The sequence below is a fragment of the Bradyrhizobium sp. Cp5.3 genome (genome assembly GCF_000426265.1).
GTDB lineage: Bacteria > Pseudomonadota > Alphaproteobacteria > Rhizobiales > Xanthobacteraceae > Bradyrhizobium > Bradyrhizobium neotropicale.
Window position 1 is genome coordinate 425,566 of the sequence record NZ_AUFA01000002.1, and the last position, 19,417, is coordinate 444,982.

The 19,417-nt window shown below is 64.7% G+C and carries 18 protein-coding genes; 7 read left to right on the forward strand and 11 right to left on the reverse strand.

The window, feature by feature from the left end:
• Window positions 1–35 precede the first annotated feature (35 nt).
• Window positions 36–1,013: a DUF2336 domain-containing protein gene (locus K289_RS0104955; RefSeq protein WP_027550480.1), complete on the reverse strand. Its 978-nt coding sequence runs from the start codon at window positions 1,011–1,013 to the stop codon at window positions 36–38.
• 254 nt (window positions 1,014–1,267) lie between these two features.
• Here K289_RS0104955 and K289_RS0104960 point away from each other — a divergent pair, with 254 nt between their 5' ends.
• The 5 genes from K289_RS0104960 (at window position 1,268) to K289_RS50170 (ending at window position 3,353) form a co-directional block, all read left to right on the forward strand.
• The gene (locus K289_RS0104960; RefSeq protein WP_027550481.1) at window positions 1,268–1,456 is read left to right on the forward strand and encodes a hypothetical protein; all 189 of its coding nucleotides are present in this window, start codon (window positions 1,268–1,270) and stop codon (window positions 1,454–1,456) included.
• A gap of 16 nt (window positions 1,457–1,472) precedes the next feature.
• The gene (locus K289_RS0104965; RefSeq protein ID WP_027550482.1) at window positions 1,473–2,234 is read left to right on the forward strand and encodes a hypothetical protein; all 762 of its coding nucleotides are present in this window, start codon (window positions 1,473–1,475) and stop codon (window positions 2,232–2,234) included.
• 46 nt (window positions 2,235–2,280) lie between these two features.
• Window positions 2,281–2,748 (forward strand): tripartite tricarboxylate transporter substrate-binding protein, encoded by a 468-nt coding sequence (locus K289_RS52160; protein WP_245283844.1) that lies wholly within the window; start codon window positions 2,281–2,283, stop codon window positions 2,746–2,748.
• Window positions 2,749–2,822: 74 nt separating this feature from the next.
• Complete coding sequence (locus K289_RS50165) at window positions 2,823–3,053, forward strand: hypothetical protein (protein ID WP_156917797.1); 231 nt, start codon at window positions 2,823–2,825, stop codon at window positions 3,051–3,053.
• A gap of 60 nt (window positions 3,054–3,113) precedes the next feature.
• The gene (locus tag K289_RS50170; protein ID WP_156917798.1) at window positions 3,114–3,353 is read left to right on the forward strand and encodes a hypothetical protein; all 240 of its coding nucleotides are present in this window, start codon (window positions 3,114–3,116) and stop codon (window positions 3,351–3,353) included.
• A gap of 76 nt (window positions 3,354–3,429) precedes the next feature.
• On the opposite strand, the gene K289_RS0104975 is transcribed toward K289_RS50170, so the two are convergent.
• Genes K289_RS0104975 through K289_RS0104985 form a run of 3 tightly spaced genes read right to left on the reverse strand, consistent with a single transcriptional unit; the run spans window position 3,430 to window position 6,897 of the window.
• A complete protein-coding gene (locus K289_RS0104975) occupies window positions 3,430–4,014 on the reverse strand; it encodes a DUF1254 domain-containing protein (protein ID WP_027550484.1) in 585 nt (194 codons plus the stop codon).
• A complete protein-coding gene (locus K289_RS0104980) occupies window positions 4,011–4,589 on the reverse strand; it encodes a DUF1214 domain-containing protein (protein ID WP_027550485.1) in 579 nt (192 codons plus the stop codon). The genes K289_RS0104975 and K289_RS0104980 overlap by 4 nt, the downstream gene beginning before the upstream one ends.
• A 10-nt stretch (window positions 4,590–4,599) precedes the next feature.
• On the reverse strand, window positions 4,600–6,897 hold the full coding sequence (locus K289_RS0104985) for a transglycosylase domain-containing protein (protein WP_027550486.1): 2,298 nt from the start codon (window positions 6,895–6,897) through the stop codon (window positions 4,600–4,602).
• Between the two features lie 294 nt (window positions 6,898–7,191).
• On the opposite strand from K289_RS0104985, the gene K289_RS0104990 reads away from it, so the two are divergent.
• Window positions 7,192–7,707, forward strand: a complete 516-nt coding sequence (locus K289_RS0104990; protein ID WP_027550487.1) for a YcgN family cysteine cluster protein — start codon at window positions 7,192–7,194, stop codon at window positions 7,705–7,707.
• A gap of 172 nt (window positions 7,708–7,879) precedes the next feature.
• Complete coding sequence (locus K289_RS0104995) at window positions 7,880–9,463, forward strand: MDR family MFS transporter (RefSeq protein WP_027550488.1); 1,584 nt, start codon at window positions 7,880–7,882, stop codon at window positions 9,461–9,463.
• 4 nt (window positions 9,464–9,467) lie between these two features.
• Here K289_RS0104995 and K289_RS0105000 read toward each other — a convergent pair whose 3' ends face one another.
• The 7 genes from K289_RS0105000 to K289_RS0105035 form a co-directional block, all read right to left on the reverse strand.
• Window positions 9,468–11,186 (reverse strand): alpha/beta-hydrolase family protein, encoded by a 1,719-nt coding sequence (locus K289_RS0105000; RefSeq protein WP_035683832.1) that lies wholly within the window; start codon window positions 11,184–11,186, stop codon window positions 9,468–9,470.
• Between the two features lie 41 nt (window positions 11,187–11,227).
• Entirely contained in the window at window positions 11,228–14,836 is a 3,609-nt protein-coding gene (locus K289_RS43895; RefSeq protein ID WP_035683835.1) for a GAF domain-containing protein, read from the reverse strand.
• Between the two features lie 79 nt (window positions 14,837–14,915).
• On the reverse strand, window positions 14,916–16,550 hold the full coding sequence (locus tag K289_RS0105010) for a thiamine pyrophosphate-requiring protein (protein WP_027550490.1): 1,635 nt from the start codon (window positions 16,548–16,550) through the stop codon (window positions 14,916–14,918).
• 727 nt (window positions 16,551–17,277) lie between these two features.
• Window positions 17,278–17,442, reverse strand: coding sequence for a Flp family type IVb pilin (locus K289_RS0105020; RefSeq protein WP_027550491.1), 165 nt, complete (start codon window positions 17,440–17,442; stop codon window positions 17,278–17,280).
• 186 nt (window positions 17,443–17,628) lie between these two features.
• A complete protein-coding gene (locus tag K289_RS0105025) occupies window positions 17,629–17,811 on the reverse strand; it encodes a hypothetical protein (protein ID WP_027550492.1) in 183 nt (60 codons plus the stop codon).
• A 224-nt stretch (window positions 17,812–18,035) separates the two neighbouring features.
• On the reverse strand, window positions 18,036–18,272 hold the full coding sequence (locus K289_RS0105030) for a hypothetical protein (protein ID WP_027550493.1): 237 nt from the start codon (window positions 18,270–18,272) through the stop codon (window positions 18,036–18,038).
• Window positions 18,273–18,331: 59 nt separating this feature from the next.
• Entirely contained in the window at window positions 18,332–19,294 is a 963-nt protein-coding gene (locus K289_RS0105035) for a Ku protein (protein ID WP_027550494.1), read from the reverse strand.
• Between the last annotated feature and the right edge of the window lie 123 nt (window positions 19,295–19,417).

Below are 19,417 nucleotides of genomic sequence, written 5' to 3' on the forward strand. Positions count from 1 at the left end.
CAGCGCCACCGCTTCCGGAAGCCGGGGCGAGCAAATCAGCGATCCAACGAGCCGCCGGTGCCGGTCCGCGCCGCGGGGCTCGAGCCGGGCTGCACGGCCGGCCGCGGCTGGTTCGCGCTCGAACGCGCACGCTGGCGTTCACCGTCATGCAGCGAGGATTGGTATTTGGCGCGCGTGACGGCGAGCGTCGAGCTGCGCCAGACAGCTAACATCACCAGCGCGGAGCGGTCGCTCAAGCGGTCGTAGAGCCGCGACAGCCGGTAGACCGCGTTCACGGACGTTCCGATCTCCGGCTTGAAGAACAGCAGGATGCGCTGGAAGTTGGGGCTCGGCATGTCGAGCGCGCGCGCGGCGACCGCCAGCGCTTCGCCGCCGGGATCGTCGACGATTTCAGCCGCGACGCGCGAAGACAGGATCAGGCTGTCGCCGAGCTCGAGGGTGAAGTTCTCGGCGTCGTTGGCGATTGCCGCCATCTCCAGGATCTGGATCGCGCGCTTGGCGCGCACGGTCGGAATCCGCGGCGCGGCCTTGAGCGGCGTCTGCGCCAGGTTCTGCAGGACCAGGGCGCGCTCGGAAGCGCTGGCGCGGAAGAACATGTCGTGGATCTCGGCGGCATCCATCGGCTGCATCGCCAGGTTCGAGGCCATGCGCAATTCCGCATCGGTCGGCGTGCGCATGGGCGCGGGCGCCTGCGGCGGCGCGGGGATCTCCCGTGCAAGCGGGATCCGGCGGCCTTCCTGCGCGGCCGTCAGGCCAAGCTTCTGAATGATCGGCGCGGGCGTTGCGGGATAGATTGCGAGCCGCGCCTTGACCGCGGCGCGCGTTGCGTCGTCGACCTGGTCGATCAGGCGCGTGGCGAGCTCGACGAACTGCCGCTCCTCGTCGTCGTTGTGGCGGCTCGTCTGGACATAGAGGTCCGTCAGCACGCGCAGCAGCGTCGGGCGGATATCGACGCCCTCGCGACGGGAGAGGGTCATCAGCCCGTCGAATCCGGGAAACAGCGACTTGGTCATTGAGGCGTACGCAACTTGGAAGGGTCCTTGGGGCGAAGCCTATCGCGGGTTCCTTTAAAGGCTCGTTAAGGAAAACGAGATGTGAAACGCCCCGCGCAATTCAAGGTGTTGTCGTGCCGCAACGGGACGGTGCGGCATGCCCGTGCGGTTACGGTCCGAACGCCATGTTTACACCCCGTTAACCATGTCCTGATCTTAATTGACGCCATGTTGCAGCACCGCCTTCGGTCGCGCCGCAATTGAAGAGAGCTGACATGGGGACCATCATCGAATTTCCGGCCGGTCGCCGGCTCGCCTCGTCGGGGGAAGTGGCGCCGCGCACGGAAACGGGGACGGTCCTGATCCTTCCCGTGATCCGCATCGAGCGCGAGACGGATGAGACCAGCGGCGGTCGTGGGCCGGAACAGGGCACAGCGCCGGGGCGCCGTCGTCGCCGTCGCTAGATCCGGCATTCATGCAATGCCGGAATCAATCCGCCAGATCCGGTCTCTCTCATCAAGCGTGCTGCTCGCGCTGATCGGCGCCGCGCTTGCGGGCTGCAGCGGCGGCGATTTCGGCCGCACCCGTGCCGACATGCGCAGCGACGACATGCATCGCTGGCTTGGAGCTGAAGTCACCTCCAGCGTCGGACTGAGAGCGTCTCAATTCCAGCTCACCGAGGAAGAACGTCAGCTTCGCGATCTCGCCTATCCCCTGATCGAGCCGCCGCTGTCGCGCCCGGCCTGGAAGAGCGTGTTCGGCGACTACCAGGCGCTGCCGTCGCCCTGGCGGCAGAAGGTCGTGTTCGACCGCACCATGTACGGACGGACGCTGATCGACGAGCCGCATCGCACGCACTCCTCGCGCTATGCGCAGCTCATCGAGGACGTGCGCAACGACATCACCCGCTTCGAGCCGTTCTTCGCCAGCGCGATCCGCGTCATCGACCTCGACAAGAAGCGCAATGCCAGCATGGCGCGTGTCTCCGAGCTCTCGCCGAGGGAAAGGGAAGACGCGATCGCGCGCATGCAGGAGAACTCGCTGATCATCCAGTGGGTGCAGCAGTGCCTGGAGCAGCGCGTCTCCTCCTATCGCTGGGGTCTGGAGCGGCTGGTGATCCAGGCGCCAGATCCCATGGCCGCCGATGCCGACCGCCTGATCGGCGAACTCGCCGCGCAGACCGCCCATCCGCCGGTCGCGGCGCAGCCGCCCTACGGACGTTCCGTCAGCGTCCGCGGCTAGGAGCCTTGCGCGCGCTTCGCTTCGACATGCGCCGCTGCGCGTGCATGTGCCGTATCGCGGCGATGCGCAGTCCGTCACCGCCCTTCTCGACGGAGAAGTTGCGGTCATCGTAGGCAGGCCCGTCCTGCTTGCGCCGCAGATCCAGAGCGGTGCAATCCGTGGTCTGGCTGTGACCTCACCGACGCGGACTGACAAACACGGCAATCGCACGTGCGGAAGTCGGGAAGCTGTCTCGCTGATCCCTGGAAGTTTTTTCGCGGCTCTCGATCGACGTCAGCCCTTGATGACTCTCACAAAGTCTCAGTGGTTACTGACCACGGTCAGTGTTCTGCGCTTGCGGACGATCCTCGCTTGTCCTTTGCTAACAGGTGCGGCGATACATCTGAGAGTTGCGCGGATCATGTTTCGGCTTCCGAAGAGCCTTGGGACGCCGGGGCGAGATCGGGGATTCCTAGGTCGAAAGCGTCCGGGGAAAATCCGACAGGAATCCGGACCCAAGCTACCCGGCCTGTAAAAGCTCGATGCTGGCCATCACTATGATTTGCTGAGTTGGATACATTGTGACTCGTCAAAATTGGACATTCGGCTATGCCCAATCCGCTACTCAACATGAGCGACGATATTGTCGACCTGATCGTATTGGAAAGCGGGGTCCTGGCGGCTCAGAATTCTCCTCATGAGCTTCTCGGGACGGTTACCCTTGTCACTCAGAGAGGGCACTATGATTTCCTGGTCGACGAGGAAGCGGCTCGTCAGCTCGTCCACCAGCTGAGAGAGTTGCTGTGCGGAGACCGCCACGACCCGAGAATGCTCAATTGAGCAACCAGGATTTGCCGAGTTGGCTGCATCATGGCTCATTGAAATCGGACAATTGGCACGATGCGCGATCCGCCACTGAACATGAGCGACGACATTATCGACCTCATCGTATTGGAATGCGGGGTCCAACCAGCCCAGGATTCTCCTCATGAGCTTCTGGGAACGGTTACCCTCGTCACGCAGAAAGGACACTATGACTTTCTGGTTGATGAGCAGGCGGCCAATCAACTTGTGCAGAAGCTGAGAGAATTGCTGGGCGGGGACCGTCCGAACCCGACCGAACTCAAACGAACAAAATAGGTCTGCTCTTCTGCCCCTTCTACTTTGCATGGGGTTGTTTTGCGGATTTCCGGGCAAGTGCTGCGAGACGGTCCGCTCAGCGCCGGCTGCGCGGCGTCTCGGCCTTGGTAGGCGGCTCGGTCTGGGGCGCGCAGGTCGCGGCCGCCAGCGAAGCCTGCGCCTGCGGCAAGAGGCCGGGCTCGGCGGCGAGTGCCTTCATCACAATCAGGCCGGTTGCGCTCGGAGAATCGATGATCAGGCGGTCGGCTGCCGTGACCTCTTCGTCCTCGGGCAGCTCGTTGTGCTGCGCTTCCGTCATCAGGTCGAGCTCGATCACCTTCTTGCCCGCCGAACGGTCGTTGATCGCGTAATAGGCGATCTCGTTGCGGGTGTAGAACGACACCGAGGTATAGGCCTGGCTTACCGGCACCGTGAGCTTGAGCGGCCCGCCCGACAGATCGTAGCGGCAGATCGCCAGGGCAAAGGCCGGATCCATGAACGGCATCGGCGACGTATTGGGGTCGGCGAGAGGAAGCTGCGTGACCGCATTGAGCTTGGTCATGGGCGTCAGCCGCGAATAGGCGTCCTGCGTCGCGATCCGCGGCAGCGCCAGCACGCTGACCAGATGGACCACGAGGCCCAGGAGGATGCCGGCAACGATGGTGAACAGCAGCCGGATCATGAGCAGCCCACCGTGGTGATCGTGGGCATCGGCGCATCGCGCTGGGTGCGGGTCGCAACACCCACCGGCGTGTCGTAAAGGCGAAGCATCAGCGCGTAGCGCTCGATGCCACCGGTCGGCAACCAGTTGCCGGCGCGCGAGCGCGAGGCGATGCGGATCTCGAACGAGCCGTCGGACTGGCGGACGATCTCCTGGCTGGTGAAGCCGTAGCGCTGCAGCGAGTTGGCGACGAGATGGCCCTTGCGGTCATAGAGCGTCAGCGTCCAGAACCGCGCCGGCGGCGTCACGCCGGAGACAACCACATCGCAGCGGCCGTCGAGCGCCTTCTTCTTGTCGTCGGCGATCGCGGTGAAGGCGACGCCGTCGCCGGTGCCGATCGGCAGCTCGCCGTTGCGCACGATGGTGGCGCGCGAGTAGGGGTCGACGTCGGCGGTGCCGGTGCGGGGCCGCGCGGTCCAGGCGCCGATGGTCAGCGCGCCGATGTCGGTGCCGCGCGTCGTCGTCATCCAGGTGGCGCCGACGCCGACGACGGTCGCGAGCAGAAGCGCAGTCAATGTGATAATGATCAGCCGCACGGGAAAACGATCAGTTCTTGCGTGGAGCGGACGAGTTCGCATTCTCCTCCGCCGCATAGTTTTGCGGGAAGGCGAGCGCGCTCGATGACGAGGCCGGCTTGGCCGTCTTCGTCGTGTCGTCGGAAGTCGTCTTTGTCGCGGTCTTGGCCGCGTCGTCGAGCAGCTTCTCGACGCGCACCAGGATATCGGCGCCGCGCTTGGTCAATACCGGCGGCGGACCGGGCTTGGTCTCCAGCACTTTTGGCGCCGCATTGGCTTGCGCGTTGGCGGCCGCCGGCTGCGGCGGCAGCTTCTGGCCCATGCCGATGCCGGGAATTTCCCTGACCTCGACGCCCTGATGGGCCGCGACCATGATGTCGTGCCAAGTCTGCGCCGGCAGCGAGCCGCCGGTCATGCGGTTGGTTGGCGAGTAGTCGTCATTGCCGTACCAGACCGCGCAGGTGAAGTTGCCGGTGTAACCGACGAACCAGGCGTCGCGATACGCATTGGTCGTGCCGGTCTTGCCCGCGGTCGGGATTCCGTCGAGCGCAGCACGGCGCGCGGTACCTTCGCTGACCACGTGGCTCATCATGCCGGCCATATCGGCGGCAATGTTCGGCGGAATGGCTTGCCGCGGCTTCGGGCCGTCGCGGTCCCAGCGCCAGACCAGGTCGCCGGCGCCGGTGCGCACCTCCAGCACCGAGTGCGGCGTCACGGCCTTGCCGCGGTTCGGGAAGGTCGCGTAGGCCACCGCGTGCTCGAGCACGGTGACTTCGTCGGAGCCGATCGGCAGCGACGGCGTGTCGGGCAGGGGCGCCTTGATGCCGAAGCGGCGTGCAACCTCGACGATCTTGGCGCGGCCAATCTTGGCCGGATTCGGCGCCTTCGGCTGCTCCCGCCGGCCGATCTCGATCGACAGCTTCACCGGCACCACGTTGATCGAGCGCGTGATCGCCTGCGTCAGCGTCACCGAGCCGGAATAGGAGTGGCCATAGTTCTGCGGGCACCAGTTGCCGATGCAGACCGGGCCGTCGACGATGACCGAGTTCGGTGTGTAACCGTTCAACAGGGCGGTGGTGTAGACGTAAGGCTTGAACGACGAGCCGGGCTGGCGGTAGGCGTCGGTGGCGCGGTTGAACTGGCTCGCGCCGTAGTCGCGGCCGCCGACCATGGCGCGGATGCCGCCGTCGAGATCGGAGACGACGGTCGCCGCCTGCGTTGCGTGATAGTCGCGGCCGAACTGGCGGAGCTGGTTCTCGATCGCCTCCTCGGCGGCCTTCTGCACGTTGGTGTCGATCGCGGTGCGGACCACGAAGACGCGCTCGGTGTAGGACTTCGGGAAGGTGTCGACGAGCTTGCGCATCTCGTCGAAGGCGTAGTCGAGATAGTAGTTCGGCGAGGCCTCGTCGCGGCGGTCGACCGCGAAGGCCGGGTTGCGGCGGGCGCCGAACACCTGGCCCTCGGTCATGAAGCCGGCATCGACGAGGTTGTCGAGCACGACGTTGGCGCGGGCGCGCGCGGCGGGCAGGTTGATGTGCGGGGCGTATTTGGTCGGCGCCTTGAACAGGCCGGCGAGCATCGCGGCTTCCGCGAGGGTCACGTCGCGCGCCGACTTGTTGAAGTAGAAATGCGCCGCGCCGTCGACGCCGAAGGTGCCGCCGCCCATATAGGCGCGGTCGAGATAGAGCTTGAGAATCTCGTTCTTGGTCAGGCGCCATTCCAGCCAGACCGCGAGGAACGCCTCGTTGATCTTGCGTTCGATGGTGCGCTCGTTGCTCAGGAACAGGTTCTTGGCGAGCTGCTGGGTGATCGAGGAGCCGCCCTGGCGGACGCCGCCGGCCTGTGCGTTGGTGACGAGGGCGCGGGCGGTGCCGGCGATGTCGATGCCGAAATGGTCGTAGAAGCGGCGATCTTCGGTGGCGAGCGTCGCCTTGATCAGCACGTCCGGAAAGTCTTCCAGCGGGATCGAGTCGTTGTGCTTGATGCCGCGGCTGCCGATCGGGTTACCGTAGCGGTCGAGGAAGGTCACCGCGAGGTCGGACTTCTTCAGCCAATCCTCGTCCGCGGTCTCGCGGAAGGCGGGGATGGCGAGGGCGAGCAGCAGCACCAGGCCGCCGAGCCCGAGGGTTGCGGCTTCCGACAGCGGCTCGATGAACACCCAGCGCTTCCACCGCCCGACATAGAAGCGATCCATGAAGGTCGAGTAGCGCTCATAGAGCTCGCGAATGCCCTTGGCCGATGAGAACAGCGAGGAGTCGATGCGCGCATCGAGATCCAGGAAGAAATTCCGGACCCTGGTCTTCCACTGCGGTGGTATGATCTGGCGCACCTAGAACCCTTGAGGCTCGGTTCGAAAGCGTTCAAGCACCCGGCCGGGGCGGCATCGAGACGTCTTGCGGGAGTGTTGCGGCAAACCCAAGGCGCCCGGTTCGCGTCCGAGGGGACTTGAGGGTTTGTTCTAACCGAGCGGGGCCTATAAACCAATGGCTACGCTCGCGATTTTGAACAACAGGCCTAATTGACCCCGTTTCTTTACGGGGCCCCCGCGGGCGCTGCTTGCAGCCGTATCGGCCCTCGCCCTAGATGGAATTGGCCGTAGCTCTTTTGAATCTTGTTGAGGCGCATGACCGCAGCTCCCAAACGACCTTCAGACCAGGAAGGATTCTTCTGGAAAACCAAGACGTTGGAAGAGATGTCGGAGGCTGAGTGGGAGAGCCTCTGCGACGGTTGCGGCCGCTGCTGCCTGAACAAGCTCGAGGACGAGGATACCGGCCAGATCTACTTCACCCATGTCGGCTGCAAGCTGCTCGACGCCGGGACCTGCGCCTGCAAGGACTATCCGAATCGCTCGGACAAGGTTCCGGACTGCGTCCGCCTGACCCCTGCCAACGTCCGCACCCTGAACTGGTTGCCGCCGAGCTGCGGCTACAAGCTCGTCGCGGAGGGGCGCGACCTCTATTGGTGGCACCCGCTAGTCTCCGGCGATCCCAACACCGTTCATGAGGCCGGCGTCTCCGTGCGCGGCCGGGTCGAGGGCAGCGAGGAGGACATCCCGGACGAGGAGCTCGAGGAGCACATCGTGCAGTGGCCGGCGCAGCTGCCGAAACGGGCACGCCTCAAGCGACGTCCAAAGGACTGAAAGCGACGTCTCAGGCCTAACGCTGTGTGAAGCGATCACGTCTTCGGGATGACCAGGGGGTGGGATGCACCCATGCGCCGCAGCGCCTGCCCGAGAAGAAGTTCGCTGTCTAGATTACCTGGACAGAACGAATCCTCCGCGGCGTTGCGCCGCTACCCGACGTCCGACCGACATGAACAAGTTCGAACGGCAGACGAGCCAATCTGCCGACATCCAGGCGTTGCCCGACGACATCGCCGAAGAGCTCTCCCGCCTTCCGTCCGAGGTCATCAGCGTTAGCGACGCGCCCTCCATCGCGCCGCCAGTTCCGCTCTCGACGGACGAGGTGCGGACCATCGTGATCAGCCTGATGCTGACGATGTTCCTGGCGTCGCTGGACCAGACCATCGTGGCGACCGCGCTGCCGACCATCGGGCGCCAGTTCCAGGACGTCTCGAACCTCTCCTGGGTGATCACGGCCTATCTGCTCGCCTCGACCGCGGTTGCACCGGTGTTCGGGACGCTGAGCGACATCTATGGCCGGCGTGCCATGATCATCACCTCGCTGAGTCTCTTTGTGGCGGGCTCGATCCTGTGCGCGATCGCGCCCAGCATGCCGATGCTGATCCTGGCGCGCGGCCTGCAAGGCCTCGGCGGCGGCGGCATCATGCCGGTCGTGCAGACCGTGATTTCCGATGTTGTCTCACCGCGCGAACGCGGCCAGTACCAAGCCTATTTCTCCAGCGTCTGGATGGTCGGCGGCATCCTCGGCCCCGTCATCGGCGGCGTGTTCGCCGAGCATCTGCACTGGTCGATGATCTTCTGGATCAACCTGCCGCTCGCGGCCGCGGCGCTGGCGCTGCTGCTTCCGAAAATGAACAAGATCCCGGTGTTCCACCACCGGCGCGAGGTCGATTGGCTCGGCGGCGTGCTGCTGATGGCGTCCGCGGTGGTCTTCATGCTGGTGCTGACCTGGGGCGGCACGCGGTTCCCGTGGCTCTCGCCGACCGTTCTTGCGATGGTGGGTGTGGCGGTCGCGTTGGCGTTCACTTTCGTCTGGCACGCGCGCCAGGCGGACGAGCCGTTCCTGCCGCTGCCGCTGCTCGGCGGAACGGTCGCGCCCTATGCGCTGACGGCCGGCGGCTGCGCGCTCGGCGCAATCACCGGTCTCACGGTTCAACTCCCGCTCTACTACGAGTCGGTCTATCACCTCAGCGCCAGCGAGGCGGGGCTCGCACTGATCCCGCTCGCTGCGGTCTCGACCTGCGGCGCGGCCATCGCCGGCCGCACCATGGCGCGCGCCAAGCACTACAAGCGCGTCGCCGTCGTCGGCACCTCCTGGGCCGCGATCTGTGGCCTCGGCCTCACGTTCCTGACGTTGCCGCTGTGGGGGCTTCTGCTGCTGATGGCCGCGTTCGCGCTGGGGCTCGGCACGACCTTCCCGGTGTGCGTCGTCTCGCTGCAAAACTCGGTTGTCCGCGCACAAGTCGGCACCATCACCGGTGCGATGAATTTCTTCCGCTCGCTGATGTCCTCGTTCACGGTCGCGGCCTTCGCCGCGATCCTGCTGATCGCGCTGGGGGCGGACATTCCGCTCGCAGGCGAGCATCACGCTGCGGTCAATGCGATTCCCTCGGCCGACATGATGGTCGCGTTCCGCTACGTCTTCGGCGCCGCGGCGGCGATGATGGCCACCGCCGCGCTCTGCCTGATTCTGATGGAGGAACGGCCGCTGGCCGGCCCCGCCACCGCGCCGCCCGTCGAGATGGCGGAGTAGGGCCTCAACCGCCACGATCGGCATAGGGGTTGTCGTCGGCGCTGCTCTCGGATGCCTTCCGCGCCTGCGCCGCAAGCTGGGTCTTGAGCCGCGCCAGCGCGTCGGCGGACCAGTCATGCACATCGGTGACCGCGACCCAGGCATCAACGTAGTGCTCGGGCGCGTAGACATGGCCAAAGCCCATCGGCGTGCTGGTCGCGACCGCCATGTCGAGCGCGAGTTGCAGCATGGTGACGATCGGATACCAGCGCAGTTCCGGTGACACGTCGGGCCCGCGCGGCGCTGCCATCCAGGCCGGGGCCTGGTAGGCGTCGCGGTAGGAGAACAGCACGATCGGGTCGCTGGCATATTGCAGATAGACGACGCGCAGCGCGCCCCAGGGCGCATCCGCCGGCACCGTCGGCCCGTTCTGGTTCATGAAGCGGACGAAGCGGCTGTCGCGGAATTCCGGCAGCCAGGCCGGCGAGCCCGGATTGCGGTTCGCAGTGACCGAGCGCCAGATGCGGCTCTCGAACGGCGGCCCGCTCCACAGCGCGCCGGCAATCGGATCGCCTATCGTTTCGAACAGCTCCGCGGATTTTTCCGAGTTCATGGCGCCGAGGCTGAGCCCGTGCAAGTACAGTTTCGGCCGCTTGTCCCTCGGCAACCTCGTCCAGTAGCCGTAGATTTCAGAGAACAGCGCGCGCGCAGCTTCCGCGCCGAATTCGGGCTGAAACAGCAGCGATAGCGGGCTGTTGAGATAGGAATATTGCACCGCAACGCTCGCGACGTCGCCATGGTGGAGATATTCGACCGTATTCATCGCGGCGGGGTCGACCCAGCCGGTGCCGGTCGGCGTGATGACGATCAGGACCGAGCGTTCAAATCCGTGCTGGCGCTTGAGTTCGTCGAGCGCAAGCCGGGCGCGCGCCTGCGCCGTGTTGCCGCCCCCGAGGCCGACATAAACACGTACGGGGTCCTGCGCGGGCCGCCCCGTGACGGCACTGATCTCCGCTGCGGTCGGACCCGAGGCAACGAATTCGCGCCCCGCACGCCCAAGCTGCTTCCACTTCACCAGCGACGCGAGACTTCCCGTCTTCCCGGGGGCCGTCGGTTGCGGCCGCTCGGGCTCGAGAAGTGCGTCGAATTCGCGGAAGGACGAATCGAGTGCGCGGAAGGCCGTGCGGATGAGGAGGTTGTTGGCGATCATCCAGAACAGCAGAGCCGCCACGAGAACGCCGAGGACGTTTGCGATCTTTCTCGGGACGAAACGCCCTTTGCGCGCGGCAAGGAAGCGAGCGAGAAGCGCGAACAGCCGCGCAAGCATCAGCAGCACGACGAACGTGACCAGGGCGATGCCGCAGACCTTGAGCGGATGCGCGGTCTCGACCGGCGCCATGTTCATGACGGCGCGGATCGAGTTCTGCCATTCGGAGGCTCGCCGCAGATAGATGATGACGACGAGCAGGCAGCCGGCCGCGACCAGCGCATTGGCGATCGCTCTTGCGCGCGCCGAAGGTTCGGGCAATTCGAGATAGTGCCACAGCCAGCGCCAGACGATGCCGGCGAGGTAGCCGATCGCGAAGCAGGCGCCGGCGAGGACGCCTTGCGTGAGATAGCTCCGCGGGATCAGCGTCGGCGTCAGCGCAGCCGCGAAGAACAGGGCGCCCAGCATGAGGCCGACGCCGGACAGCGAGAGCAATTGCCGCCGAATGAGCCAAGCCAGATTTTTGAATGCACCCATCGAGCGACGATCTTCCTCAACCCGCAGACCCGACGATACGGCTATCCTCTGTCCTTGTCCGAAAAAATGCTCTTTCGCGGCAACCGGATCGTGAACTCGGTGAACTCGCCGGGCTCGGTCTCGATATCGAGCGTGCCGCCGTGCTGCTTGACGATGATGTCGTGGCTGATGGAAAGGCCAAGCCCCGTGCCTTCGCCGGCCGGCTTGGTCGTGAAGAAGGGATTGAACATCTTCTCCTTCACCTCCGGTGGGATGCCGATGCCGTTGTCGCGGATGCGGATCTCGACATGGCTGCCGCGGTCGCGGGTCGAGGCACTGAGCGTGGGTTCGAAACCCCTGCCGGCCTCGCTGCCGCGCTTCGTCACCGCATAGAAGCCGTTCGAGATCAGGTTGAGCAGCACGCGGGCGATTTCCTGCGGAAACATCTCGGCCGTTCCGGCCTCGGGATCGAGATCGCGCCGCAGCGTGACATCGAATTGCGGCTTCTCCGCGCGTGCGCCGTGATAGGCGAGGTTGAGGCTCTCCTCGACCAGCGCGTTGATGTCGGCCGGCCCGTGCTCGCCGCTGCCCCCGCGGGAATGCAGCAGCATGTTCTTGACGATGGAATCGGCGCGCTTGCCGTGCTGTACCACTTTCTGCAGGTTGTCCTTCAGGAGGCCGGTCAGCTCGTCGATGTCGGCGCGAACGTCCCCCGTGACCGTCGTGACGGCCGCGAGCACCTGGTTCACCTCATCGGCGAGCTCGGCAGAGAGCGCGGCGAAATTGTTGATGAAGTTGAGCGGGTTCTTGATCTCATGCGCGATGCCGGCGGTGAGCTGGCCGAGCGATGCGAGCTTCTCGGTCTGGATCAGGCGATCCTGCGCGGCGCGCAGATCGTCGAGGGACTTTGCAAGCTCTTTGGTCCGGGCCTGCACTTCGTCGAAGAGGCGCACATTCTCGATCGCGATGACGGCTTGGTCGGCGAAGCTGGTAACGAGTTCGATCTGCTTTTCGCTGAACGGCCGGACTGCGCGACGTGCGAGGACAATGGCGCCAACCGTGCTGCCTTCGCGCAGTAAGGGTACACCGAGGAAGCTACGCGGATTGCCGCTCAATTCCTGGCCTTCAAAGAGGTAATCGGGATCTTCGAGCACATCGGTGACATGGACCACCTTGTCGCCGAGCAAAGTCCGGCCCGTGATGGTGCGCTTGTCTGGACGGACCGGGAGAGTTCTTACAAACTCGACGAATTCGGTTGGGAAGCCGTAGGAGCCCGCCCGGAAATAGGCATTGCCGGTCTTGCGGGTAATCGCTGCCATATCGGCTTCGCATAGTCGAGCCGCCGATTCGACCAGGGTATCGAGCACGGCCTGCAAGTCGAACGCCGAGCGGCTAATAACCTTGAGCACGTCGGCAGTCGCCGTCTGTTGCTGCAGCGACTCGGTCAAATTCTCGGTGCGCTGACGCAGTTCGCTGAGCAGCCGCGCGTTCTCGATGGCGATCACGGCTTGCGCCGCGAACTGGTTCAGCAAGGTGATCTGCTTCTCCGAGAAGGGCCGGTTCTCCTGTCTGAAAATCATGACGTTGCCGACCACGCGCTCGTCCTGGAGCAGCGGCACCGCAAGCAGGCAGCGCGCGCCGCCGAGATCGACCAGCGCCCGACGGTTCGGCTCTCCGCTGCGATAGGCGTCCGACTCCAGCAGGTCGACAATTTCGACGAACGGTTCGCCCTTCAAAAGGCGCGCGGGCGCGGTGGCCGGACCATAGTTGAGGGGCGCCTTGCGCCGGAATTCATCATAGGCAGGGGGCAGGCCGTAAGTGGCGGCCGAGTTGAACTGCGTGCCATCGTAGGTATTGAGCACGCCGAAACTGGCGCCGCAGAGCTGCATTGCCTTGCTGAGCATCGCCTCGAATACCGGCGCGAGATCGCCGGCCGATCGGCTGATGACGCCGAGCACCTCCGATGTCGCGGTCTGCTGCTCCAGTGACTCGGTAAGCTCGTGCGTTCGCGCCTGCACCTCGTTGAACAGCCGCGTGTTCTCGATCGCGATCACGGCCTGGTCGGCGAAGGTCTTGAGCAGATTGATCGCCTTGTCCGGGAAGTGACCGGCCTCGGGGCGCGTCACGCCGATGGTGCCGATCGCAACGCCATCGCGCAGCATCGGAACCACCAGAATGCTGCGATAGCCTCTTGTGTGCGCCAGCTCCCGCATCGCGACGGTGAGGTCGGGCTCGCTCTGCATGTCGGTGCGGAAGGCGAACTGTCCGCTCGTCGCGACGCGGCTATGAATGCCGGACGCGGACAGCGGTGCCGGGAACGAGCGGAGCAGATCCTCGTTGCCGCCGTCATTGTCGGTGGTAAAGGCGGCCAGGTGCAGCATGCCGTCGATGACGCGGGTGACGGCGGAGGAATGTCCCCCGATCAGCGCCTTGGCACTGTCGGAGATGGCCTGGAATACCGGCGTGACATCCGATGGCGAGGCTGCAATCACCTTGAGGATGTCGGCGGTCGCGGTCTGGCGCTCCAGCGCCTCTCGCGTCGCGTTGAACAGCGCGACGTTCTTGATCGCGATCGCTGCCTGGTCGGCGAAAGTCTGCAGCAGGCGGACATGATGCTCGCTGAATGCGCCGGTGGCCTTGCGCGTCGCGATGATGACGCCGATGGCCTGGCCCTCGCTCATCAACGGAGCAAACAGCATGCTGCGATAACCGCGGGCGCGCGCGACGTCCCGCGCGGCCGGTTCGAGCTCGGTGTCGGGCAGTTGCGCTGCCGCGCCATTCGCCACGAGCTGGTACGCCGGGAATTTTGCGAAGGGCACTGGGAACGATGCCTGCAGCACGCGGTCGCCGGTCGGGTCGGTCGGCGTGAAGGCAGCCAGATGTGCGGCGCCGTCGACATAGCGCAGCACCGCGGTGGAAAAGCCGCCGATCAGGCGGTTGGCGTTGGACGCGATGGCATCGAACACCGGCTGCACGTCGGCGGGCGAGGCCGCCATCACCTTCAGGATGTCGGCGGTGGCGGTCTGGCGCTCCAGCGCCTCCCGCGTCTCGTTGAAGAGCCGCGCATTCTCGATCGCGATCACGGCCTGGTCGGCGAAGGTCTGGAGCAGTTGCACGTGCTCGGCGTCGAACGCGCCTGGCTGGGCGCCCGTGACGCTGATCATGCCGACCGGGGTGCCCCGGTTCATCAGCGGCGTGAACAGCACGCTGCGGAAGCCGCGCAGTCGCGCCAGATCCCGGTTGAGTTGCGGGACGTCATTGGCTTCGCTGTCGGGAAACTGGATCGTCTCGCCGCCGCGAACCAGTTCGAAGGTCGGAAAATCCGCGATCCGTCGCGGGAACGATGCCTTCAATCCCCGGTCGGCTTCGGGGCTCGTCGGTGTGTAGGCGACCAAATGGAGCTCATCGCCGATGAACTGGAGCACGGTGGCGGAAAAGCCGTCGAGCAGGCGCTTGGAGCTGGACGCGATCGCCTCGAACACCGGTCGCGCATCGGAGGGGGAGGCCGCGATGACCTTCAGGATGTCGGCCGTTGCGGCCTGCCGTTCGAGAGCTTGCCGCTTCTCGTCGGCCAGCCGCGCGTTCTCGGCCGTGCTGGACTTGAGCTGCTGCTCGAGCTCGTCGATCCTGCGCTTCAGCGCGGCAGCCATGTCCTCGGAAAGCGCGGTCATTGATCGTCCGATGCGGCCGGTCCCACGACCGCGCCTTTAGCGCCAAAAGCTCGCGCGGCCAAGGGGCCTCAAGCAAGCCTCAGGTGCCCGGTCGCGACACCTCGGTCTCCTTGCTGGTGATGAACTCCAGCAGCACCGGCACGCCCTCCTGCGTCTTCTGGATGCCGCGCCTGATCGCGGGAACGATGTCCTCCGGCCTGGTCACCCGCTCGCCATAGCCGCCGAAGGCGCGCGCCATGGCGGCGTAATCGCCGGAAATGTCGGTCGAGCGGTATTTCTCGGTCGAGACCGGCATCACCTTCAGCTCGATCGCCATCGAGAAATTGTTGAGCAGGATCGACATGATCGGAATACGCTCGCGCACCGCGGTCTCGAAATCCATGCCGGTGAAGCCGATCGCGGCATCGCCCCAGACATTGATGCAGAGCTTGTCGGGCTTTGCCAGCTTGGCGCCCATCGCAAGACCGAGGCCGTAGCCGAGCTGCGTCGTCTTGCCCCAGCCGAGATAGGAGAGGGGCTCGACCGCCTTCCAGAACGGGGAGAGTTGATCGCGTGGGCTGCCGGCATCATGCGTGATGATGGTGTTGTGGAGGTCGACGGTGTGCTGGAGGTCCCAGAGCACGCGATAGGGGCTCAGCGGTGCGTCGTTGCCGGTGAGCTTCGGCATCCACTTCGCAAGCCACTCCTTGTGCGAGGCGGCGATCTCGGCGGTGACGGCCGAGGCGTCGCGATCCGATGTCACGGTCCTGCCGATCTCCTCCAGCAGCGCATCGAGCACGAGGCCGGCGTCGCCGACGAGGCCAACCCTCGCTTCGACATCCTTGTTGAGATGGTTCGGATCGAGCGTCGAATGGATGACAGTCTTGCCCTTCGGCATCGCGATGCCGAAGCTGGTCTCGGTGAAGGAGCAGCCGATGCCGAAGATGACGTCGGCTTCGCCCAAGAATTTGGGCACAGCGCGCGGCACCGCGAGGCCGCCGGACCCGAGCGAGAGTGGATGGGTTTCGGGAAACGACGACTTCCCGCCGAGGCTGGTCGTGACCGGAATCGCCAGCCGTTCGGCCAGCCGCTTCAACTGCGGCCAGGCCTGCGCATAGTGGACCCCCTGGCCGGCATAGATCACTGGCCGTTTCGCGTTGACGAGAAGCGCCGCCGCCTCCCTCACATGAACAGGATCGGCGCCATAGCGGGTGCGCAGCACCGGCGTATAGTTGAGCGGCTCCGGCACCTCCTCGTTCCACATGTCGGAGGGAATCTCGACGATGACGGGCCCGCCACGGCCGTTCTTCAGCTTGGTGAAGGCGCGGCGGAAAATGTTGGCGACCTCGGCTGCCAGGATGATCGGCTCGGATGATTTGGCAAACGCCTTCATCACCTCGCTGGAGTTGAAGTTCGGCTCGATATGCGACAGCCGGCGCGGATAGCCCATCGGCAGCACCAGCACGGGTACGGACTCGCCAAAGCACTGCGCAACGCCGCCCATGGCGTTCTCCGCGCCCGGGCCATGCTGCATGCAGAACGCGCCGATGCTGCGTCCCGACGTGACGCGGGAGATCGCGTCCGCCATGTGGATCCCGACCCGCTCCTGGCGCACCATCACGGGGCGGATCTCGGCCTCGGCCGCGTGCTCGATCAGGTGGTTGACGGGATAGCCGCAGAGGATCTCGATGCCCTCGCGCTTCATGATTTCCGCGATCGCAGTGCCGAGCTTCATGGCGTCTCTCTCCCTGAGAGGCCGGTTGGTCCGGCCGATTTGGAGGAGAGAGGATCAGGAATCTGGAGAAGCGTAAAGCGCGGGCGCGGGCGGGCTGCGGTAGGTCAGCTATGCAGCGCGAGCGTGCAGGTCCGCCCCGGCGATCTCGAAATGCGCGGCTTCAGGTCGCCGCGCGGCCTATCCCACGAAGACGAGTGCGAGCAGGCCTGACCCGAGCAGAGCGACGCCTGCGACAGTCACGGCCAGAAAAGCGAGCGATGTGAATTCTTCACGCATGGACGTTTGACCCAGGGATTACCAAGCCCCGACCATCACCAGGGTGGCGATGCTCAGCAGCGAGAAACTGAGGATGACTACCGGAGCGACGAAAGCCTGATGCGACCGCATTGTTGCCTCTCCCAATCGGAACGGTTCGCATCGTAGCTCGGTGATGTTTTGCGGTGACTTCGTGGTCGCTCGAAAGCGGCTTCGATCCAGGGGGCGATTGTTTCGTTCCGCGCCGTTGACGAAGTCTGTTCACGGGTTCGCGAGCGCGGGCCGTGTCGCGCGGTCGCGCTGGAAAGAGAAGCGCCGTTACCTATGCTTCGTCATTGCGAGCCAACGGGTCCGCGCGAAGCGCAGCTCGATGACAGGCTTCGCGAAGCAATCCAGAATCCCTCTGCGGCATGACTCTGGGTTACCTCGCTGCGCTTGCGAAGACGAGATTGGGGAGTGCCGGCTACGACGGTTACTTCGTGGCCGTGTTGATCGAGTTGAACTTGTTGTTCAGGAGCGCGCTTCCGGTGCCGTTCACGACCGTAACGATCGCGAGCGCAATACCGCAGGCAATCAGACAATACTCGATGGCGGTGGCACCACTTTCATCGGCAAAAAAGGACCTGAGCAAAGGCATCGTCAACTCCTATTCGTGCGTCTAACGTACGCTGGCGCCGTTTTCGGAAAGGTAAATTGATCCATTAACTTTTTTGCGCGCGTGAAAAAAGCAGGTTCGGGTCGTCCCCGCCTGCTCCGGCACATGTTGCCATCGATTAGCTTAAGGCTTCGTCACCCAATTCGGGTGGATTTGATTCTTGGCGTCTCAGGAGGTGATCGAGTGTCCCGGCGTGCCCTTGCCGGGGCGTCTCAGCGCCGCTGCGATGCGGTCGACCAGATAGCTCATCACACGCGGCTGCGACCACGCCGCACTGTCGGCGGCCCGTTCTTCCTCGGTCCCGTCATTGACGATGCCGATGTAGTTTTTTCTGGTGTTCTGCTGCTGCACGGCATGCGAACCTTGACACAATTAACGGCGCGACCTTGCTGTGCTGGGCGGGAACCGACGGTTAATTTTGTCTTCCGTAGGACTACGTGGCGCCTCACGATGGTGAGGCCGGGCGCGCAAAACGACGGCGCCGCTTAACGGATTGTTGAGGCTGTTCCTCAAGGGGGCGGCGAGGGGCCACGATATCGGCCAGCCCCCGCAGAACGGCGCCGGCCGGGCAGGGCTCACTTGCGAGGAACGTCCTTGTTCAGCGCCCGCAACATCGCGATGCGGGCAAACATCATCCAACCGCCCCCGGTCTCAGCCGCATTGATCAGAGTCTCGATCGCGGTCTGCCAGTGGCTCGCGTGCTGCGCGTCCTCGGGAAGTTGCATGATGTGATCGGCCGCCTCTTGCAGCGTCCGCAGCTTGCGCCCGCCTCGCAGGGAAATGGGATCGTCGAACGGCGCCGACCAGGGCATGTCAGGCCGGCCCGTCCGCAGGAGATATCACGACGCGCTTTGCCCCTCGGCTGCTGCTGCTATCCGGCCTTCTTCGTCCGCGCGGTCGTCCGAACGGGCTTCTCGGCTTTCTTCGGGGCTTCCTTGGCCGCAGCAGCTTCCTTGCCGCCTTTACCGGCGATCGGCAGCAGCATCTCGCGCTGGCCTTCGACGCGCTTCTTCGGCTTTTTGCCCTTGGCGGCCTTGGCTGCGGGCGGCGCTTCCTTTTCGCTTGCGAGGCTCTTCTTCAACGCATCCATCAGGTTGATGACATTGCCGCCCGCTTTCGGCGTGGCCTTGGCCGTGATCGGCATGCCGCTGCGCTTCTTGTTGATGAGGTCGATCAGCGCGGTCTCGTAATGATCCTCGAACAGCTCAGGCTCGAATGCGCCGGACTTCTTCTCGACGATGTGCTTGGCGAGGTCGAGCATGTCCTTGGTGAGCTTCACGTCCTGGATGTCGTCGAAATACTCGGACTCGCTGCGCACCTCGTAGGGGTAGCGCAGCAGCGTGCCCATCAAACCGCTCTCCAGCGGCTCCAGTGCAATGATGTGCTCGCGGTTGGTCAGCACCACGCGGCCGATCGCGACCTTGTTCATGCTGCGGATGGTTTCGCGGATCACCGCATAGGCGTCGTGGCCGACCTTGCCGTCCGGCACGAGATAATAGGGGCGGATCAGATAGCGGTTGTCGATGTCGGCCTTGGGCACGAACTCGTCAATCTCGATCGTGTGGGTCGAGTCGAGCGCGATGTCGTCGAGCTCGTCCTTGGTGACCTCGATATAGGTGTCGGTGTCGACCTTGTAGCCCTTGACGATGTCCTCGGAGGTCACCTCGTCACCGGTCTCGGCGTCGACCTTGAGATACTTGATCCGGTGGCCGGTCTTGCGGTTGATCTGGTTGAACGAGACCTTCTCGGTATCCGAAGTGGCGGGATAGAGCGCGACCGGGCAGGTCACGAGCGAGAGGCGCAAAAAACCCTTCCAATTGGCTCGGGGGGCCATGGGTTACTCCAAACGCAACAGGGACAGCCCACAAGAATACCATCGCTGTTCCGCGAATCATAGCAAGCGGCGCCACGGAATCTTGCAACGACGTTAACCGCGGGCGCCGGCTCTGGTTGCCAT